This window comes from Mesorhizobium sp. Primo-A (genome assembly GCF_003997175.1).
In the GTDB taxonomy this organism is placed as follows: Bacteria; Pseudomonadota; Alphaproteobacteria; order Rhizobiales; family Rhizobiaceae; genus Mesorhizobium; species Mesorhizobium ciceri.
Window position 1 is genome coordinate 1 of the sequence record NZ_RZTG01000009.1, and the last position, 15,870, is coordinate 15,870.

The following is a 15,870-nucleotide window of genomic DNA, read 5'->3' on the forward strand; positions in this document are numbered from 1 at the left end:
ATTCCCCTATTCCCCTATTCCCCTATTCCCCTACTGCCTTATTCCCCTCAATCCGCCATCGTCTCCAAACTGGCAAAACCCTGTGGCGCGTCGCCCTCGTCGAACGGCGTCGTCACCTCGACGAAGGTGTCGGGATAGAAGCCGTTGAAGCGGGTCCTCAGCGACAGCGAATACGCGCCGATATGGCCGATCTCGATCCAGTCGCCGGTATCGACCGTTTCCGGCAGCCAGAACGGCCGCGACAGGATGTCGACGGAATCGCAGGTCGCGCCGCAGACCTTGAACGGCACGATGTTCTTCTCCTCGCCATTGCGCGAGCGGATCGCCGGGTCGGGAATGAAGCGCGCCGGCAGCGTGATCTTGCCGGTCCATGAATCCGACAGCGATGCCCAGATGCCGTCATTGATGTAGAGCCGCTTGCCCTTGCGCAGCAGCACCCGCACGATCAACGACAGGCAGCGCGCCACGATCACCCGGCCGGGCTCAGCCACCAGCGGCATCTGGTCGAACTGATACTCCTTCAGATCGCCCGACAGCCGCGACATGATCTGGCCAAGCGACGGCATCTCGATCTGCTTGCGGTTAGGGTCGTGGCCGTATTCGGCGGGGAAACCGCCGCCGACATCGAGCCCGGCAATATCGAAGGTCAGCCGGTTGCGCACCCAGTCGGCGGAAGCCAGCGCCCGCTCATAGGTATCGGGATCCTCGATCTGGCTGCCGACATGGAAGCACAGGCCGACCTTGTAGCCGGTACGGCTCAGCCGCTCCGCGAGCTCGACGGCATACGCCGGCCCGGCGCCGAACTTCTTCGACAGTTCGTAGGCGGCATGCCCCTTGGTCTGCACCCGCACGAACACGCTGATCGAGCCCGGATCGATGTCGAGAGCCCGCACCACTCGCGTCAGCTTGGTGATCTCGTCCTCATGATCGAGCGAAATGACGCGGATGGCGTATTTCTCCAGCGCCAGCTTGATGTCCGACTGCGCCTTGACCGGGTGCATGTAGAGCATCTCGGCATCGGGGGAAACGGCACGCACGGCGGCGAACTCGCCCGGCGAAGCGACGTCGAAAGCCTTGACGCCGGCTTCGACCAGCGTCTTCAGCACGATCTGCTCGCCATTGGTCTTGACCGCATAGGCGGTCTTGCCGGGGAACATGCCCATGAACTGCCTGGCATCCGCCATCAGCACTTGCGGGCGGAAGCAATAGACCGGATCGTCCGGACGAAGCGCCAGTGCCGCCTCGCGGGCATTCTCGAATCGCTGCATGGACGAATCCTCACTTCGGCTGCGCACAATTAATCCAAGCTAGCGGCTAATGAAAACAATTCTGTGTCTCGTGCGGCTGACGCTGGGGCGCTGGGTCTTTGCCAGCAACGTTTGCCAGCGATCAGGTTTCGGGTGGCTCTTGTCACTGAGTCCGATATGGCTTCTGCCTGACTGACTGGCATTCAGGCCGTCTGGGAGGGCGACTCACATGACAATAGCCGCGACATCAGCACCGCGCGGGCCGATGGTGCTCAAGGACTGGGGGCAGCTCCTGCTGCTCGGCGCGATCTGGGGCGGCTCGTTCTTCTTTGCCCGCATCGCGGTGGCCGAACTCCCCCCGCTGGTGCTGGTGCTGTTTCGCGTCGCCATCGCCGCGATCGCGCTACAGATCTATCTCGGCCTGTGCGGCCCGTCCTTCCGCCTCGCGCTTCCGCATGCAGGCCTGTTCTTCCTGCTGGCGCTCACCAACAATGTGGTGCCCTTTTCGCTGATCTTCGCCGGCCAGACGGAGCTTGGCGCCGGCGTCGCCTCGGTGCTCAACGCCACGACGCCGTTCTGGACATTGATTCTCGCCAATGCGCTGACATCGGACGAAAAGCTCTCCTGGAACAAGCTCGCCGGCATTGCGCTCGGCATCGCCGGTACGGCCGTCATGATCGGCCCCGGCCTGCTTGCCGGGCTCGGCGGCCCGGTCTGGGCCAAATTCGCGCTGATCGGCGCTTCACTGTCCTATGGCATTGCGCTGATGGTCGCCCGCCGCTTCAAGGGCGTGCCCTCGCCGGTCGTCGCCACCGGGCAGTTGACCGCTTCGACCATCATCATGATCCCGATCGTGCTCTTCACCTACGGCCCATCCGGCCTGTTCTCGGCCTCGCCGCCGGTCTGGGCGGCGGTGCTGGCGCTGGCACTTCTGTCCACAGCCGTCGCCTACATCCTCTATTTCAACCTCGTCGCCTCGGCGGGCGCTACCAACGCCTCGCTGGTCACGCTTGTTGTGCCGGCCAGCGCCATGCTGCTCGGCTTCCTGTTCCTAGGCGAGCGGCTGGAGCTGTTCGAAATCGGCGGGGTGGTGCTGATCGCGCTCGGCCTCATCACCATCGACGGGCGCGTCCTTGGAAGACGTTAGCGCGTCCTTTGAACCCCCACATCGCCGCGAAAGTCGCATTCGACTTTCGCGGCGGTAGCGCTGCCATGACACGGCAGCGACACGAGCCGGCCACATTTTATTCACAGGTCTGAAGTCGGTATTTGCCTAGGAGTTTCAAAGCCTAACGGCAAAAGACATGTCGCGGATTTCACAATCACGTCGCAATGCAGCACATTTTCCGCTTGCCTGTGGCACAAATGAACCTAGACTCCATGACATAGCTCTTTAAGAGGAGGCTATGTCATGGGACTTACGAGGCCTATCAACGCATTGATGATCTGTGCTGCGTTCGCCTTTATCGGAGCCCTCATTATGGGCTTCCTTCCCTGACCGCCAAAGCGGGGAAGACCAGCACCCAAATAGTCCAACCAATTCAAAAGGCCGGGTTTTTCCCGGCCTTTTGTTGTTGAGCCCGACCTCATGCCGCGGCTGATCCGGCGGCCGCCGCCTCGTGCGAGCGAATACCGATCATATGGCAGATGGCAAAGACCAGATCGGCGCGGTTCATGGTGTAGAAGTGGAAATCGCCGACACCGCGCTCGACCAGGTCCATGACCTGTTCGGCTGCCACCGCCGATGCCACCAGCGCATGCGTCTGCGGGTCCTTGTCGAGGCCTTCGAAACGCTCCGCCAGCCAGCCGGGCACATGCGCGCCCGCCCTCGCGGAAAAGTTCGCGACCTGCTTGAAACTGTGAACCGGCTGGATGCCCGGCACGATCGGGATGTAGATGCCGGCGCGGCGAACGCGCTCGACATAGCGCTCGTAGAGATCGTTGTCGAAGAAGAACTGGGTGATCGCCCGCGTCGCGCCATTGTCGACCTTGCGCTTCAGCATCTCGATGTCGGTGGCGAAATCGGGGCTTTGCGGATGCTTTTCCGGATAAGCCGCGACGGAGATGTCGAAATCCGCGATCGTCTTGAGCCCGGCGACCAGTTCCGCGCCATTCTCGTAGCCACCGGGATGCGGCCGGTAGGGCTCGCCGACGCCGGAGGCCGGGTCGCCGCGCAGCGCCACGAACCGGTTGATGCCGATCGATTTGTAATCCTGGATGACCGCATCGACCTCGTCGCGCGTTGCCCCGACGCAGGTCAGATGCGCCGCTGCAGGAATACCGGTTTCCGTCAGGATGCGCTTTACAGTGCGCGCGGTGCGCTCCCGTGTCGAGCCGCCGGCGCCGTAAGTCACCGAGACGAATTTCGGCTTCAGCGGCTCCAGCCTTGTGACCGTCTCCCACAGCCTCGCTTCCATCTCGTCCGTCTTCGGCGGGAAGAATTCGAAGGAAACCCTGACCTTGTCGCCGATGTCGGGGCGGCGGGAAAAGCGGAACTGGTTCATGCGATTTCCCCCATCGAGTTCGCTTTGGCCTGCCTTGTGTCGTTGGAAGGATCGGCAATCAGCAGGCGCCGATCGCGGCCGAGCCAGAGTTTCACAGTGAGCCTCGCCTCATTGCCACCGCGCGGCTCGAACTCCTGGGCATCTTCGAGATCGAGGCCGGCTTCCGAAAACCAGTCGGCGATCTGCCGGTCGGAAAAGCCGAGCCGCATATGCGCATGCTCCTCGCGCAGGAATTCCAGCGCATGCGGCGCGAAATCGACGATGACCAGGCGTCCTGCCGGACGCAAAAGCCGCGCCGCCTCGTGGATGGCGCGGGCGGGATCGTCGAGATAGTGCAGCACCTGATGGATGGTGACGAGATCGAAGGCATCGCGCTCGACCGGCGGCGCGAAGATGTCGCCCTGCCGAACCTGCGCGTTCGAAACGCCGGCCTTGTCGAGATTGGCGCGCGCCACGGTCAGCATCTCGCGCGACATGTCGATCCCGACACCGCGCCGATAGAGCGGCGAGAAGATTTCGAGCAGCCGCCCGGTGCCGGTGCCGAGATCGAGCATCGACTGGAACGGCCGCTTGCCGACCAGTTTCAGCATTGCGGCTTCGACGGCGCGGTCCGGCACATGAAGCGAGCGGATATGGTCCCAGCTTGCCGCATTCACGGAAAAATACTCGACCGCCCGGTCCTGCCGCTTGCGCTTGACCGAGGCCAGGCGCTCAAGATCGCGCTCGACCTGCGGATCGGCGCCGCGAATGCCGGAAACCAGGCCCATGACGAAGTCACGCGCGGAATCCGCATCCGACAGGCGGAAGAAGGCCCAGGACCCTTCCTGGTAGCGGCCGATCAGCCCTGCCTCCAGAAGCAGCTTCAGGTGCCGCGAAACGCGCGGCTGCGACTGGCCGAGAATTTCGGTAAGATCGGAAACGGTGAGGTCACCGCGCGACAGAAGTGCCAGTATGCGCAATCGGCTGGATTCGGCCGCCGCCTTTAACGTATCCACCATAGTGTCGAGCGAGACATGCATCAGCGTATTCTCTTTGAAAAGATATAAACATATGTTTATGTCAGTTTTCGAAACCTTGCAAGCGCTATGTCGCTTCCGGACAAGAAAATGCCGCTTGTGTGGCGTTTTAAGAGACATGGGCCATGACTGGACCGCGTGAGATGTTCGAGGCCCGCGAAGGCGAGCAGAGGCTGGAAAACGATCCCGCACTGATGCCGCCGGATGACGGCATCGTCTTCATCGGCCGCATTGCCTCGCCGTGGACGACGCGCGAAACCTGCCCGAAGAACATGCGCGCCGCGCGCGAGACCGGGCAGAAGGCAGTGCTGACCATCGACGCGCCCTACCGAAATGGCTTACGGGGGCTGGAGCGCGCCAGCCACGTCATCATCCTGTCCTGGCTGCATCACGCGCCGCGGGACCTGATTGTGCAGAAACCACGCCATGCGGCCGAAGCAAAAGGCGTATTTTCGCTGCGCTCCCCTGCCCGCCCCAACCCAATCGGGCTGCATGTGGCCAGGCTCGTCGGGCTCGACCAAAACACCGGCCGCATCGATCTCGACGCCATCGACGTGCTCGACGGCACTCCGGTCATCGACATCAAACCTTATTTCGCCTCGACCGACGCCATTGCCGAGGCGACCATCGAAGGGCGCGACGAGCCCAACGGGGTTCGGCGATGACGGCGCCCACCGGTCGCCGCCGCGCCATCGCCAAGGCGCTGACAGCACTTCTGCCGCTGGCACCCTATGCCGACATGGAGAAGATCCGCGGCGACGCCGGCGCGGTCCACATGAAGACCTTGCCACCAGGCATCGCCGTATGGCTGGCGACGATTGCCCATATCCGCCACATGCACACAGATTACGAGAAACTGCTGAGCGAAGGTTACGACCGCGACTCGGCGCGTTTCTTCGTCATCGAGCAGACCAACGTCGTGCTCACTCGCTGGCGCGCGACGCGCCTGCTCGACGCGGATGACGAGGAGGAATGACCACGGCTACTTCCGCTTAAGCACTGCGACCGCATTATAGGGCTGACCATCGGCCTGGCCGATCCAGGTCCAGGACAGATTTCCCTTGAAAAACCTGACGGTGATGTTGCCGCCGTCGACGCATTTGTCCTGACCGTAGGTGATGCTCTCGTGGTATTCCGCCGAAATGCCGTCACTGGACGTCTGTGACAGCGATCCGCCGCAACCGAGTGACGGATAGTCGATCGACGCGCTGCCATCGTTGATGGTCATGGCGATCGGCCAGTCGGCCCCGGCGTCACCCGCCGGGCTTTGATGGCCGCTGCCGACCCAGGTGCCGCTCAGCGACGGCACCGCGCAAGGCAGGTTCTGGAAGATCGGTGTCAATTCGCTGCCGGTTTTCTCGCAGCGATAGGTCTGCCCGCCCTGGCACAATTCATCGCCTTCGCGCGCGCACTGGGCGCTGGCTTCGCCCGCAGCGGCGAACATCGTCATGGCTGCTATGACGGCCCCAAGCCTGCCCATCTTCCCCCTCCCGTTCAGAGCGCGCAATCTAAGGCAATTCCGATCCAATGTATCGACGAGATCGTCATCGAGGCCGAACAGCACCGGGCGGGTGGCTCTATGCCTTCTGCCCAGCGCCGATAGCCTACTGATCTTGCCTTGCGTGACAGGAAGCCCCAATGAGCCACACGGCGACGACACAGGACGAGAAGCAACTGCCCGTGGTTGGCGACCGCCATGTCGACCCGCATTCCTACCCCGACGGCATCGCCTTTCTCGACGGCCAATACCTGCCGATGTCGCAGGCCAAGATCTCGGTGCTGGACTGGGGTTTTCTGCATTCCGACGCAACCTACGACACCGTGCATGTCTGGAACGGCCGCTTCTTCCGCCTCGATCTGCATCTCGACCGCTTCCTCGGCGGGCTGGAAAAGCTGCGCATGACCATTCCCTTCGACCGCGACGGCGTGACCGAAATCTTGCACAATTGCGTAGCGCTGTCCGGTCATCGCGCCGCCTATGTCGAAATGCTGTGCACGCGCGGCGCCTCTCCGACCTTCAGCCGCGACCCGCGCCAGGCGGTCAACCGCTTCATGGCCTTCGCCGTGCCGTTCGGCTCGGTCGCCAATGCCGAGCAGCTGCAGCGCGGCCTGCGCGTCGCCATCAGCGACAAGATGCGTATTCCGCCGGCCTCGATCGACCCGGCGATCAAGAATTACCACTGGCTCGATCTGGTGCGCGGCCTCTACGATGCCTATGACCGCGGTGCAGAGACCGCGTTGCTCCTCGACTTCAACGGCAATGTCGCCGAAGGCCCGGGCTTCAACGTCTTCTGCGTCAAGGACGGCAAACTGTCGACGCCGGCCACCGGCGTGCTGCCCGGCGTCACCCGCCGCACCGTCTTCGATCTCTGTGCAGAAGAAGGCCTTGCCGCCACGGCGACCGATCTCAGCGTCACCGCATTGCGCGAGGCCGACGAGGTATTCATCACCTCCACTGCGGGCGGCATCATGCCGGTGACGGAGATCGACGGCGCGGCGATCGCCAATGGCAAGGTCGGACCGATCACCAGCCGGCTGATGGCGCGCTACTGGCAAAAGCACGAGGACCCGGCCTGGTCGTCTCAGGTGAATTATCTCCGATAATTCAGGCGTCTTTGTCAAAAGATTCCCGTCGCCTCTGGAAAATCAGAGGATCGACCGTATATGCCCGAAAGCGGAGAAGCCTCCGCTTTCATCCAAAATCACGCCCGCAGGGGCAAGGACTCCAAGATCATGACAAACAAGGTTTGGTTCATCACCGGATCGTCGAAGGGCTTTGGCCGCGTCTGGGCCGAGGCTGCACTCGCCCGAGGCGACCGCGTCGCGGCAACCGCCCGCGATGCTGGCACCCTCGCCGATCTCGTCGAGAAATACGGCGACAGGATTGCCGCGATAAAGCTCGACGTCACCGACAAGAAAGCCGTCGATGCCGCTGTCGCCGAGGCGCACAAGCGTTTTGGCCGGCTCGACGTCGTCATCAACAATGCCGGCTACGGCCATTTCGGCGCCATCGAGGAGGTCAGCGAACAGGAAGCTCGCGACCAGATCGAAACCAATGTCTTCGGCGCTCTGTGGGTCACTCAGGCCGCACTGCCGATCATGCGGGCACAGCGTTCCGGCCACATCATCCAGATCTCGTCGATCGGCGGCGTCAATGCCTTTGCCTCGCTCGGCCTCTACCACGCCTCGAAATGGGCGCTGGAGGCCTTCAGCCAGTCGCTCAGCATCGAGGTCGCGGAATTCGGCATCCATGTGACGCTGGTCGAGCCGGGCGGTTTCTCCACCGACTGGGCCGGGCCGTCGGCCAAGGTATCCCAACCGATCGAGGCCTATGCGCCCGCCCGTGCCAAGATGGCCGAGCGCCGCGCCAATTCGGTCGCCGGCGATCCAGACGCCACCGGGCCGGCCATGCTGGCCATTGTCGACGCCGCCGAGCCGCCGCTGCGGGTATTCTTCGGCGATGGCGGCCTGCCGATGATCAAGCAGGAATACGCCAACCGCATTGCCACCTGGGAGAAGTGGGACGACGTTTCCATCATGGCGCAAGGCGTGAAGAAGAACCGCAAGGGCTGAAGTCCAGCGCTTTTGCTGCGCCGCTCCATGGGCGGCGTAGCCGGCCCTCAGGCTTGATAAATCCACTGCTCCGGCACGCGCAGCGATATCTCTTCGCCTGCCCTAACCGTGCCTGGCTTCTCTACCCAGGTGACAATGCCGCGCAGCCGCTTCGCCGCTTTCGGGAACAGCAGAGCGCCGGCTTCGACGTCGGCCATTCCGGCGTTCTCCGCGATCGACCGGCCGGCGATGCGGCACGGACCATTCTGCGCGTCGACCTTGACTGTCACGCCGCCCTTGAAGAACAGCAGCGTGCCGGCCGGCAGCATGGAGAGGTTCGGCACCCCTTCGATCACAAGATTGGCGCCGATCCACTCCGGCCTGATCTCGGCCAGGCGCATGCGCTCGGCGACGATGGCGAGTTCATCCGCTGCCACGATCGACAGCTGCCGTTCGTTGCGCATTTCAGTGCCGCGCGGATACCAGGGCTCGCGCCCGCCCGAGCGCCGTGTCGGCCCGGCATGGAAATCGCCTGAAATGCCGTCGAAACCCAGCCGCAATTCGTCCACCGGGCGCGTCTGAAAATGATCCGCCGGCGCCACGTAAAGCGCTGCCGCCCTGGCGGCAAGCTTTCGCGCGGCAATGATTTCAACCGGCTTTTCAGCCTCGGGGAAGAGATCCGGCATGGCGTTCTTTCTATTCGTCATCCAGCGAATTAGCCGGGCGCGCTTCGCGGCGTCCAGTCGAAAGTGCTGATCGTCCGATCAACAGCACCGATAGGATCGCGATCACGCTTTTCTTACCTGTCATCGATCTCGCACCGCATTGCCGGCGCGCGGTGCCGGTTTCATAGTGACGTCCAGACGGTTTGCGGAGGCTGATCATGCGACCTGTGACGGCAATCACGTTGCTTTGGTTGATCTGGGCAGGAAGCTGGGCCGTCGCCGCTTTGTGGTCCGACCCTGCCCAGAAGCGCGCCGGGTTCAAGGCGGAGGCCCGCTATCGGGGTCTCTGGATAGCCGGCGCGGTGCTGCTGTTCATTCCGGCGCACGGCTATGAAGGCCGGCTCAGGCTGTGGATGCCTGATCTCCCCGAAGCCTGGATCTGTGTCGCCCTGATCGCCATCGGCATCGCCTTTGCCTGGTGGGCGCGCCTGCATCTCGGCAGGCTGTGGTCGGGCACCATCACCGCCAAGGCCGGGCACCGTGTCGTCAACACCGGCCCGTATGGCCTTGTCCGGCATCCGATCTACACCGGATTGCTGCTGGCGATCCTCGCCACCATGGCAGCCAAGGGCACCATGTGGGGCATAGCCGGAACCGCGCTGCTCATCATCGGCATCGTGACGAAAGCCAGGCTGGAAGAAAATTTCCTGCGCGGCGAACTGGGCAGCGCCTATGACGACTATGCCGCGCGCGTTCCGATGCTGGTGCCGTTCGCACCAGCATGACGCGGCAGCCTCAAAGCATTCTCAGCAGCGCGCCGCCGATCGAATAGCCCGCGCCGAAGGCGCAGATCAGACCGAAATCGCCCGGCTTCATATCGGCGTGGTTCTCCGACAGCGCGACGATGGCCCCGGCGCCCGCCGTGTTGCCCAGCCGCTCCAGCACCATTGGCGCGCGGTCGTGATCGACCTCGTGGCCGAACGACAGCTTCAGGATCATCGCATTCATCCGCGCATTGGCCTGATGCAGCCAGAAGCGCCTGATCGCCTGCGGCGTCAGCCCGTGCTCGGCGAGGAATTCGACGATGAATTTCTGCCCGGCGACGGTGACTTCCTTGAACACCTTGTTGCCGACCTGCTTGATCAGGTTGCCTTCCAGATTGATCATGTAGGGATCATCCTGGGCGGTGCGGGTATGGTAGCCCAGATTGGTGCGGATGTTGTTCGACATCTGCGTCCAGATGCGCGTGTCGAGCACCTCGAAGCGCCCCGGCCGCTTGTCGCCCTTGGCCAGGCCTTCGACCACCATCGACACCGAAGCGTCGCCGAAAATGAAATGCGTCTGCCGGTCGCGGAAATTGAGATGGCCGGTGATGATCTCGGGCGTCGTCACCAGAATGCGCTTGTGCGCGCCCGACCGCACCAAATTGACGGCGATGTGCAAGGCCGCCGCCGCCGAAGAACAGCCGAGCCCCATGTCGAAGCCTGCGCCCTTCGTGCCCAGCGCCTCCTGCATTTCGATGGCGATCGCCGGATAGGGCCGCTGGTGATGCGAGGCCGAGCAGATCACCAGGTCTATATCCGACGGCTGTAGCCCCGCATGCTCGAGAGCCTTCTTCGCCGAGGCGATGCCGAACTCGGCTTCGAGCGACAGCGCATCGTCGGGCCGAGCCGGAATGCGCGGCGACATGCGGGTCGGGTCGAGAATGCCTTCGCGCTCGATGACATGACGGGTGCGCACGCCCGAAGCGTGGACGATGAAGTCGCTATCCGATTTCGCCAGCGGCGGCTCGTCGGTGCCCAGGCGGCGCGCATTCTCCGCGTCGACCCAGGCATTGAAGCTGGCCACCAGCTCTTCATTGGTGATTGTGGCTTCAGGGATTTCAACGCCGATGCCGCTGATGATGACGCGATGCATGTCCAGTCCGTCCCATCCGCAGGCGTTGCGGGCTTCATGTGGGCGCCGGAACGCTCCGGCGCAACAGTTTTCTCACCGCGGCGGTTTACGCCGGCTTAAACCAAAGGTTTAGGCCGGACTGGTCCTCGTGCAACATGGATAATCAGGCCCGCTTGGCAACGATGAAGATGCGTGGAAAGCGCAAAAGCACCTTGCCGCTAGCCGTTTTCGGATAGGCCTTGGCGATCTTGGCCGTGTAGCTTTCGAGGAACATCGCCCGTTCGTCGGAATCCAGCGGATCGAGGAACGGTTTCAGGCCCGTCGACTTCACCCATTCGACGATCGCCTGCGCGTCGGCAAGCGGGTGGTTGTAGATGGTATGCCAGATATCCAGCCGATCACTGAGCGGCGACAGGAGGTCATAGTAGGACGACACCGGCGGCAACGGCCCGCGTGCCGCGCCCTTGAGCTTTTCGGCAAACGGCAATTCGGCGGCGGTCTCGCGCATCAGGCGGTGGGAGTCCTCGCCCAGATTGTCGGGCATCTGGATGGCAAGCGCGCCGCCTGGCGCGAGGAAACCCATCAGCCGCTGGAAGACTGCGGGATGCTCGGGCAGCCACTGGAACACCGCATTGGCAAAAATCACGTCGACCGGCTCCGCCGGCTGCCATTTGGAGGCATCGGCCAGATCAAAGGTGACCTCGGGCAAGCGAGCCCGCGCCTTCTCGATCATGTCGGGCGAAGTGTCGAAGCCGCTCACCTCAGCATCCGGCCAGCGCTCGACAAGCAGTTCGGTCGAGTTGCCCGGCCCGCAGCCGATGTCGACGACCCGGCGTGGAAAGTCGACGGGCACCTGCGCCACAAGATCCCGCGCGGGCCGCGTGCGCTCGTCTTCGAATTTCAGATATTGGGCGGCGGACCAATCAGCCATTTGAGCTCCTCATGCCGGTTGAGATCGCCGCCCGGAACCCCCCCTACCGCGTCAGCCTCTTGTAGGTCATGCGGTGCGGGTTGACGGCATCCGGCCCGAGGCGGCGGATCTTGTCCTGCTCGTAATCCTCGAAATTGCCCTCGAACCATTCGACATGGCTGTCGCCCTCGAAGGCGAGGATGTGCGTCGCCAGGCGGTCGAGGAACATGCGATCGTGCGAGATGATGACCGCGCAGCCACCGAAATTTTCCAGCGCGTCTTCGAGTGCGGCCAGCGTTTCGGTATCGAGATCGTTGGTCGGTTCGTCGAGCAGCAGCACATTGCCGCCGGTCTTCAACATCTTGGCCAAATGCACGCGGTTGCGCTGGCCGCCGGAGAGGTTGCCGACCTTCTGCTGCTGGTCGCCGCCACGGAAGTTGAACGACGCGCAATAGGCGCGCGTGTTGGCCTCGAACTTGCCGAGCTTGACCACTTCTGCGCCGCCGGAAATCTCTTCCCACACCGTCTTCGACGGATCGAGAGCATCGCGGCTCTGGTCGACATAGCCGAGCTTCACCGTTTCGCCGACGCGCACAGAACCCGCATCCGGCTTTTCCTGGCCGGTGATCATGCGAAACAGTGTCGTCTTGCCGGCGCCGTTCGGGCCGATGACGCCGACGATGCCGCCGGGCGGCAGCTTGAATTCCAGGCCGTCGATGAGCAGCGTGTCACCAAAGCCCTTCGACAGGCCTTCCGCCTCGATCACGACATTGCCGAGCCGCTCGCCGTGCGGGATGACGATCTGCGTATCGCTCGGACGCCGCTTGTCGGCTGCATCCAAAAGGTCCTGGAACGCCTGGATACGCGCCTTGGACTTGGTCTGGCGGGCCTTCGGGCTCGACTGGATCCATTCGCGCTCGCGGCCGATGGCGCGCTGGCGGGCATCGTCCTCGCGGCCTTCCTGCTTGAGCCGCTTGGCCTTGGCTTCGAGGTATTTGGTGTAGTTGCCCTCATAGGGAATGCCGCGGCCGCGATCGAGTTCCAGGATCCAGCCGGTGACGTTGTCGAGGAAGTAGCGATCGTGGGTGATGATCATCACGGCGCCCGGATAGGCACGCAGATGCTTTTCCAGCCATGCCGTGGTTTCGGCGTCGAGATGGTTGGTCGGTTCGTCGAGCAGCAGAAGGTCGGGCTGGCGCAGCAAAAGCTGGCAAAGCGCGACGCGGCGGCGCTCGCCGCCCGAAAGCTTGGTGACTTCCGAATCCTTGGGCGGGCAGCCCAGCGCTTCCATCGCCATCTCGACCTGCTGTTCGAGGTCCCATAGGTTCAGCCGGTCCATCTCGTCCTGGAGCTTGGCCGACTCGTCGGCCGTCTCGTCGGAATAGTTCATCATCAATTCGTTGTAGCGCTCGATGATGGCGGTCTTGGCGGCGACGCCTTCCATGATGTTTTCGAACACGGTCTTGTCCGGATCGAGCGCCGGCTCCTGCGCCAGGTAGCCGACAGTGGCGCCTTCGGCGAGCCACGCTTCGCCGTTCCACTCCTTGTCGAGCCCAGCCATGATCTTGAGGATCGTCGACTTGCCCGAACCGTTGGGGCCGAGGATGCCGATCTTGGCGTCCGGATAGAAGGAGAGATGGACATTCTCGAGCACCTTCTTGGTGCCATAGGCCTTGTTGAGGCCGGCCATGTGATAGATGAACTGGCGTGCCACGCGCGCTTTCCCTGAAAAACCGACTGGATTTGTCGAATTGAATGGAGGTTGGCCGCTATGTAGGCGATGCGGCGGCGAACGGCAATCGCTTTTGCCAGATCAGGCCAATCACACGGACAAGCTTGGACCGCTGCTCGTGCAGTCTGGGCGCCGTTCAGCCGCCCTTACTGGAACCCGATAGCGTCGACGGTGCCGGTCGGGCAGCCTGCCTTGTTGGTCGGCACCGAAGCCAGCAGCAGGTCCTTGAGCGCGCTGTTTGGGCCGATCGGGCCGGCGAGGCCGAGCGTCAGTTCGCCGATCAGCCGCCTGCCGCTCGACGGATCGATGACGCAGGAAACGCGCACGCGGTCCCCTGCTCCCGCCCCGAAGGCAGTGTCGAAAGCGCCGCGGATCTGGTCGGCCGTTAGCTTGCCGCCGATGTTTTTGGCAAAGAGATCGCGCACCGGCGAACTGTTCACCGCGCGCATCAAATTCAGCGCATCGGAGAAATAGTCCTGCTGGCTCTTGCCGTAGCAGGTGCCGTGCTTGATCCATTCATGCCGTTCGAGATGGGAGGCCGTTCCAGGCATCACCTGATCGAGTTCCGTGCGGGTGTTGGCGTCAAGATTGACCGGCGGCAGGTCTTTCCAGTGGGCCGGATTGTCGTTGGCCTTGTCGCTCGCCGTCGCCTGGCAATAGAAATTGCCATTCGGCTGCGGCCACAGGCCGTGCAAGGTGAAATGCGTGGCGTCGAAATCGCCGGCACTTTGTGCCCTGCATTCGGTCTTGTTCGACTTTGTCTCGCAAAACGCCGGCTGCCAGCTCAGCGCGAAGACGTATTCGGGCTTCCCCGATGCCGCCGGCTTGCCTTGCCCGTCAGGCGCGGCCGGCACGGTCGCCGCGCTGCTGCCGGAAACATGGCCGCAGCTGACCTTCACCCAGCGGCGCTCCGGATCGGCGCCCGGCACCAGGATGAGATAATGCGTCGGCGTCTCCTTGTTGCCGGCAAGCAACTGATAGCTCTGCCCGGCATCGGTCGAGACATTGCCGGGGTTCTTGCCGTTCTTGATCGCTTGCGTCGCCGGACAGGCGGCGTCGGCGACGAAGCTGCCGCTCATCTTCACGTCGGCATGCGCGGCCCCGGCCAGCGACGCCGCCAACATGGCCAATCCGAAAACGACACCGATGCGCATGGAGAATCCCCGGCTGAAGAAGTGGGCGACAGACTGAAGCTGTCTCCATGTCAGAATTGCGATATTTTGCTGACCGAACGCAAGAAACATCGTCGCGAAAAGCGGGTTTGCCGGATTGACGCATAATGTGGGCCGGCGCAAACAAAGCCAACGACGACAAAAGCAAGGGCGGGACCAGGCGGCATGTCATTCAGCCAGCAGCGCGTGGTTGCCTCGCCGACCGGTGCCGAGCTCAATCTTTTCGTCAGGCAGGCCGATGGCCGGGCACGCGCCGTCGTCCAGATCAATCACGGGCTAGCCGAGCACGCAGCGCGCTATGCCCGCTTTGCCGATTTTCTTGGCTCGCGCGGTTTCGACGTCTATGTCCACGATCATCGCGGCCACGGCGCGACCAAGGCGTCCGACGCTCCGCTCGGCAGGTTCGCCGACAGGGACGGTGCCGCCAAGGTGATCGCCGACGTCGACGTCATCCATGATCTCATCGCCCGCGAACGGCCAAACAGACCGGTCATCCTGTTTGGCCATTCGATGGGTGCGTCGGTGGCGCTGAACTACCTGTTGCGCCACTCGCCACGCGTTCACGCGGCAGCAATCTGGAACGGCAATTTCTCCCAAGGCCCGCTTGGGCAGCTTGCGCTCGGCATCCTTGCCTGGGAACGGATGCGGCTCGGCTCCGACGTGCCATCGCGCCTGCTGCCGAAACTCACCTTCCAGGCCTGGGGCAAGGCGGTGCCCAATCACCGCACGCTGTTCGACTGGCTGTCGCGCGACGAAGCGGAAGTGGCGAAATACATTGCCGATCCCTTGTGCGGCTGGGACGCTTCGGTGTCGATGTGGCGCGACGTCGTCGGTATGGCGCTGAACGGTGGCAAGGATGCCGGCTTTGCCGGTATCCGGCGCGACCTGCCCGTCAGCATCGTCGGCGGCGAGAAGGATCCGGCTTCCGACTATGGCAAAGGGATCACCCATCTTGCCAATCGCATGCGCAAGATGGGCTTTTCGAATCTGGTTTCAAAGGTTTACGCCGACACCCGCCACGAAAGCCTGAACGAGGTGAATCGCGACATTATCATGGATGATTTCGCCGCCTGGGCCGACGAAGTCCTCAAAGCGTGACGGATTGGCCCATTGCAAGAGCCGTGACAGCCGTTGCAGGGCTTGATAGAGGCTCTGCTTTCGCAGCAATCGCAGTGA

16 protein-coding genes are annotated in these 15,870 nt (G+C 63.1%); 7 read left to right on the plus strand and 9 right to left on the minus strand.

What is annotated here, in order from left to right; all coding sequences use genetic code 11:
• Window positions 1-47 precede the first annotated feature (47 nt).
• Window positions 48-1,268 carry an alanine racemase gene (locus EOC83_RS17345; protein ID WP_063168489.1) on the minus strand — a complete coding sequence of 407 codons (1,221 nt, stop codon included), beginning with the start codon at window positions 1,266-1,268 and terminating at the stop codon, window positions 48-50.
• 208 nt (window positions 1,269-1,476) lie between these two features.
• On the opposite strand from EOC83_RS17345, the gene EOC83_RS17350 reads away from it, so the two are divergent.
• The gene (locus EOC83_RS17350) at window positions 1,477-2,394 is read left to right on the plus strand and encodes a DMT family transporter (RefSeq protein WP_063168490.1); all 918 of its coding nucleotides are present in this window, start codon (window positions 1,477-1,479) and stop codon (window positions 2,392-2,394) included.
• A gap of 439 nt (window positions 2,395-2,833) precedes the next feature.
• On the opposite strand, the gene metF is transcribed toward EOC83_RS17350, so the two are convergent.
• Together metF and EOC83_RS17360 are read right to left on the minus strand one after the other, a co-directional pair.
• Window positions 2,834-3,751, minus strand: a complete 918-nt coding sequence (metF, locus tag EOC83_RS17355; RefSeq protein WP_013530934.1) for a methylenetetrahydrofolate reductase [NAD(P)H] — start codon at window positions 3,749-3,751, stop codon at window positions 2,834-2,836.
• Window positions 3,748-4,770: a metalloregulator ArsR/SmtB family transcription factor gene (locus tag EOC83_RS17360; RefSeq protein WP_013530933.1), complete on the minus strand. Its 1,023-nt coding sequence runs from the start codon at window positions 4,768-4,770 to the stop codon at window positions 3,748-3,750. The genes metF and EOC83_RS17360 overlap by 4 nt, the downstream gene beginning before the upstream one ends.
• A 122-nt stretch (window positions 4,771-4,892) precedes the next feature.
• On the opposite strand from EOC83_RS17360, the gene tsaA reads away from it, so the two are divergent.
• The gene (gene tsaA / locus EOC83_RS17365) at window positions 4,893-5,432 is read left to right on the plus strand and encodes a tRNA (N6-threonylcarbamoyladenosine(37)-N6)-methyltransferase TrmO (protein WP_063168491.1); all 540 of its coding nucleotides are present in this window, start codon (window positions 4,893-4,895) and stop codon (window positions 5,430-5,432) included.
• Window positions 5,429-5,743, plus strand: coding sequence for a DUF2293 domain-containing protein (locus tag EOC83_RS17370; RefSeq protein WP_013530931.1), 315 nt, complete (start codon window positions 5,429-5,431; stop codon window positions 5,741-5,743). Before tsaA ends, EOC83_RS17370 begins: the two co-directional genes overlap by 4 nt.
• Before the next feature lie 6 nt (window positions 5,744-5,749).
• Here EOC83_RS17370 and EOC83_RS17375 read toward each other — a convergent pair whose 3' ends face one another.
• A complete protein-coding gene (locus tag EOC83_RS17375; protein ID WP_063168492.1) occupies window positions 5,750-6,247 on the minus strand; it encodes a hypothetical protein in 498 nt (165 codons plus the stop codon).
• A gap of 158 nt (window positions 6,248-6,405) precedes the next feature.
• Here EOC83_RS17375 and EOC83_RS17380 point away from each other — a divergent pair, with 158 nt between their 5' ends.
• Complete coding sequence (locus tag EOC83_RS17380; RefSeq protein ID WP_063168493.1) at window positions 6,406-7,371, plus strand: D-amino acid aminotransferase; 966 nt, start codon at window positions 6,406-6,408, stop codon at window positions 7,369-7,371.
• A 129-nt stretch (window positions 7,372-7,500) separates the two neighbouring features.
• The gene (locus tag EOC83_RS17385) at window positions 7,501-8,340 is read left to right on the plus strand and encodes an SDR family oxidoreductase (RefSeq protein ID WP_063170269.1); all 840 of its coding nucleotides are present in this window, start codon (window positions 7,501-7,503) and stop codon (window positions 8,338-8,340) included.
• Window positions 8,341-8,387: 47 nt separating this feature from the next.
• Here the strand turns inward: EOC83_RS17385 and EOC83_RS17390 are convergent, their stop codons facing one another.
• Complete coding sequence (locus EOC83_RS17390) at window positions 8,388-9,005, minus strand: MOSC domain-containing protein (RefSeq protein ID WP_063168494.1); 618 nt, start codon at window positions 9,003-9,005, stop codon at window positions 8,388-8,390.
• Between the two features lie 197 nt (window positions 9,006-9,202).
• On the opposite strand from EOC83_RS17390, the gene EOC83_RS17395 reads away from it, so the two are divergent.
• Entirely contained in the window at window positions 9,203-9,769 is a 567-nt protein-coding gene (locus tag EOC83_RS17395) for an isoprenylcysteine carboxylmethyltransferase family protein (RefSeq protein ID WP_063168495.1), read from the plus strand.
• 10 nt (window positions 9,770-9,779) lie between these two features.
• Here the strand turns inward: EOC83_RS17395 and EOC83_RS17400 are convergent, their stop codons facing one another.
• From EOC83_RS17400 to EOC83_RS17415, 4 genes are all read right to left on the minus strand, one after another.
• Complete coding sequence (locus EOC83_RS17400; RefSeq protein ID WP_027160654.1) at window positions 9,780-10,901, minus strand: beta-ketoacyl-ACP synthase III; 1,122 nt, start codon at window positions 10,899-10,901, stop codon at window positions 9,780-9,782.
• 142 nt (window positions 10,902-11,043) lie between these two features.
• Window positions 11,044-11,811 (minus strand): trans-aconitate 2-methyltransferase, encoded by a 768-nt coding sequence (gene tam / locus EOC83_RS17405; protein WP_063168496.1) that lies wholly within the window; start codon window positions 11,809-11,811, stop codon window positions 11,044-11,046.
• 43 nt (window positions 11,812-11,854) lie between these two features.
• Window positions 11,855-13,504, minus strand: coding sequence for an energy-dependent translational throttle protein EttA (gene ettA / locus EOC83_RS17410; protein WP_013530923.1), 1,650 nt, complete (start codon window positions 13,502-13,504; stop codon window positions 11,855-11,857).
• 164 nt (window positions 13,505-13,668) lie between these two features.
• Window positions 13,669-14,676 carry a ribonuclease gene (locus tag EOC83_RS17415; protein ID WP_063170270.1) on the minus strand — a complete coding sequence of 336 codons (1,008 nt, stop codon included), beginning with the start codon at window positions 14,674-14,676 and terminating at the stop codon, window positions 13,669-13,671.
• 183 nt (window positions 14,677-14,859) lie between these two features.
• On the opposite strand from EOC83_RS17415, the gene EOC83_RS17420 reads away from it, so the two are divergent.
• Window positions 14,860-15,792 (plus strand): alpha/beta hydrolase, encoded by a 933-nt coding sequence (locus EOC83_RS17420; RefSeq protein WP_063168497.1) that lies wholly within the window; start codon window positions 14,860-14,862, stop codon window positions 15,790-15,792.
• Window positions 15,793-15,870 lie beyond the last annotated feature (78 nt).

Bases quoted from the DNA above. Each gene is read 5' to 3' on its own strand.
- EOC83_RS17345 (WP_063168489.1), bottom strand. From the start codon at position 1,268: ATGCAGCGATTCGAGAATGCCCGCGAGGCGGCACTGGCGCTTCGTCCG.
- EOC83_RS17350 (WP_063168490.1), top strand. From the start codon at position 1,477: ATGACAATAGCCGCGACATCAGCACCGCGCGGGCCGATGGTGCTCAAG.
- metF (WP_013530934.1), bottom strand. From the start codon at position 3,751: ATGAACCAGTTCCGCTTTTCCCGCCGCCCCGACATCGGCGACAAGGTC.
- EOC83_RS17360 (WP_013530933.1), bottom strand. From the start codon at position 4,770: ATGCATGTCTCGCTCGACACTATGGTGGATACGTTAAAGGCGGCGGCC.
- tsaA (WP_063168491.1), top strand. From the start codon at position 4,893: ATGACTGGACCGCGTGAGATGTTCGAGGCCCGCGAAGGCGAGCAGAGG.
- EOC83_RS17370 (WP_013530931.1), top strand. From the start codon at position 5,429: ATGACGGCGCCCACCGGTCGCCGCCGCGCCATCGCCAAGGCGCTGACA.
- EOC83_RS17375 (WP_063168492.1), bottom strand. From the start codon at position 6,247: ATGGGCAGGCTTGGGGCCGTCATAGCAGCCATGACGATGTTCGCCGCT.
- EOC83_RS17380 (WP_063168493.1), top strand. From the start codon at position 6,406: ATGAGCCACACGGCGACGACACAGGACGAGAAGCAACTGCCCGTGGTT.
- EOC83_RS17385 (WP_063170269.1), top strand. From the start codon at position 7,501: ATGACAAACAAGGTTTGGTTCATCACCGGATCGTCGAAGGGCTTTGGC.
- EOC83_RS17390 (WP_063168494.1), bottom strand. From the start codon at position 9,005: ATGCCGGATCTCTTCCCCGAGGCTGAAAAGCCGGTTGAAATCATTGCC.
- EOC83_RS17395 (WP_063168495.1), top strand. From the start codon at position 9,203: ATGCGACCTGTGACGGCAATCACGTTGCTTTGGTTGATCTGGGCAGGA.
- EOC83_RS17400 (WP_027160654.1), bottom strand. From the start codon at position 10,901: ATGCATCGCGTCATCATCAGCGGCATCGGCGTTGAAATCCCTGAAGCC.
- tam (WP_063168496.1), bottom strand. From the start codon at position 11,811: ATGGCTGATTGGTCCGCCGCCCAATATCTGAAATTCGAAGACGAGCGC.
- EOC83_RS17415 (WP_063170270.1), bottom strand. From the start codon at position 14,676: ATGCGCATCGGTGTCGTTTTCGGATTGGCCATGTTGGCGGCGTCGCTG.
- EOC83_RS17420 (WP_063168497.1), top strand. From the start codon at position 14,860: ATGTCATTCAGCCAGCAGCGCGTGGTTGCCTCGCCGACCGGTGCCGAG.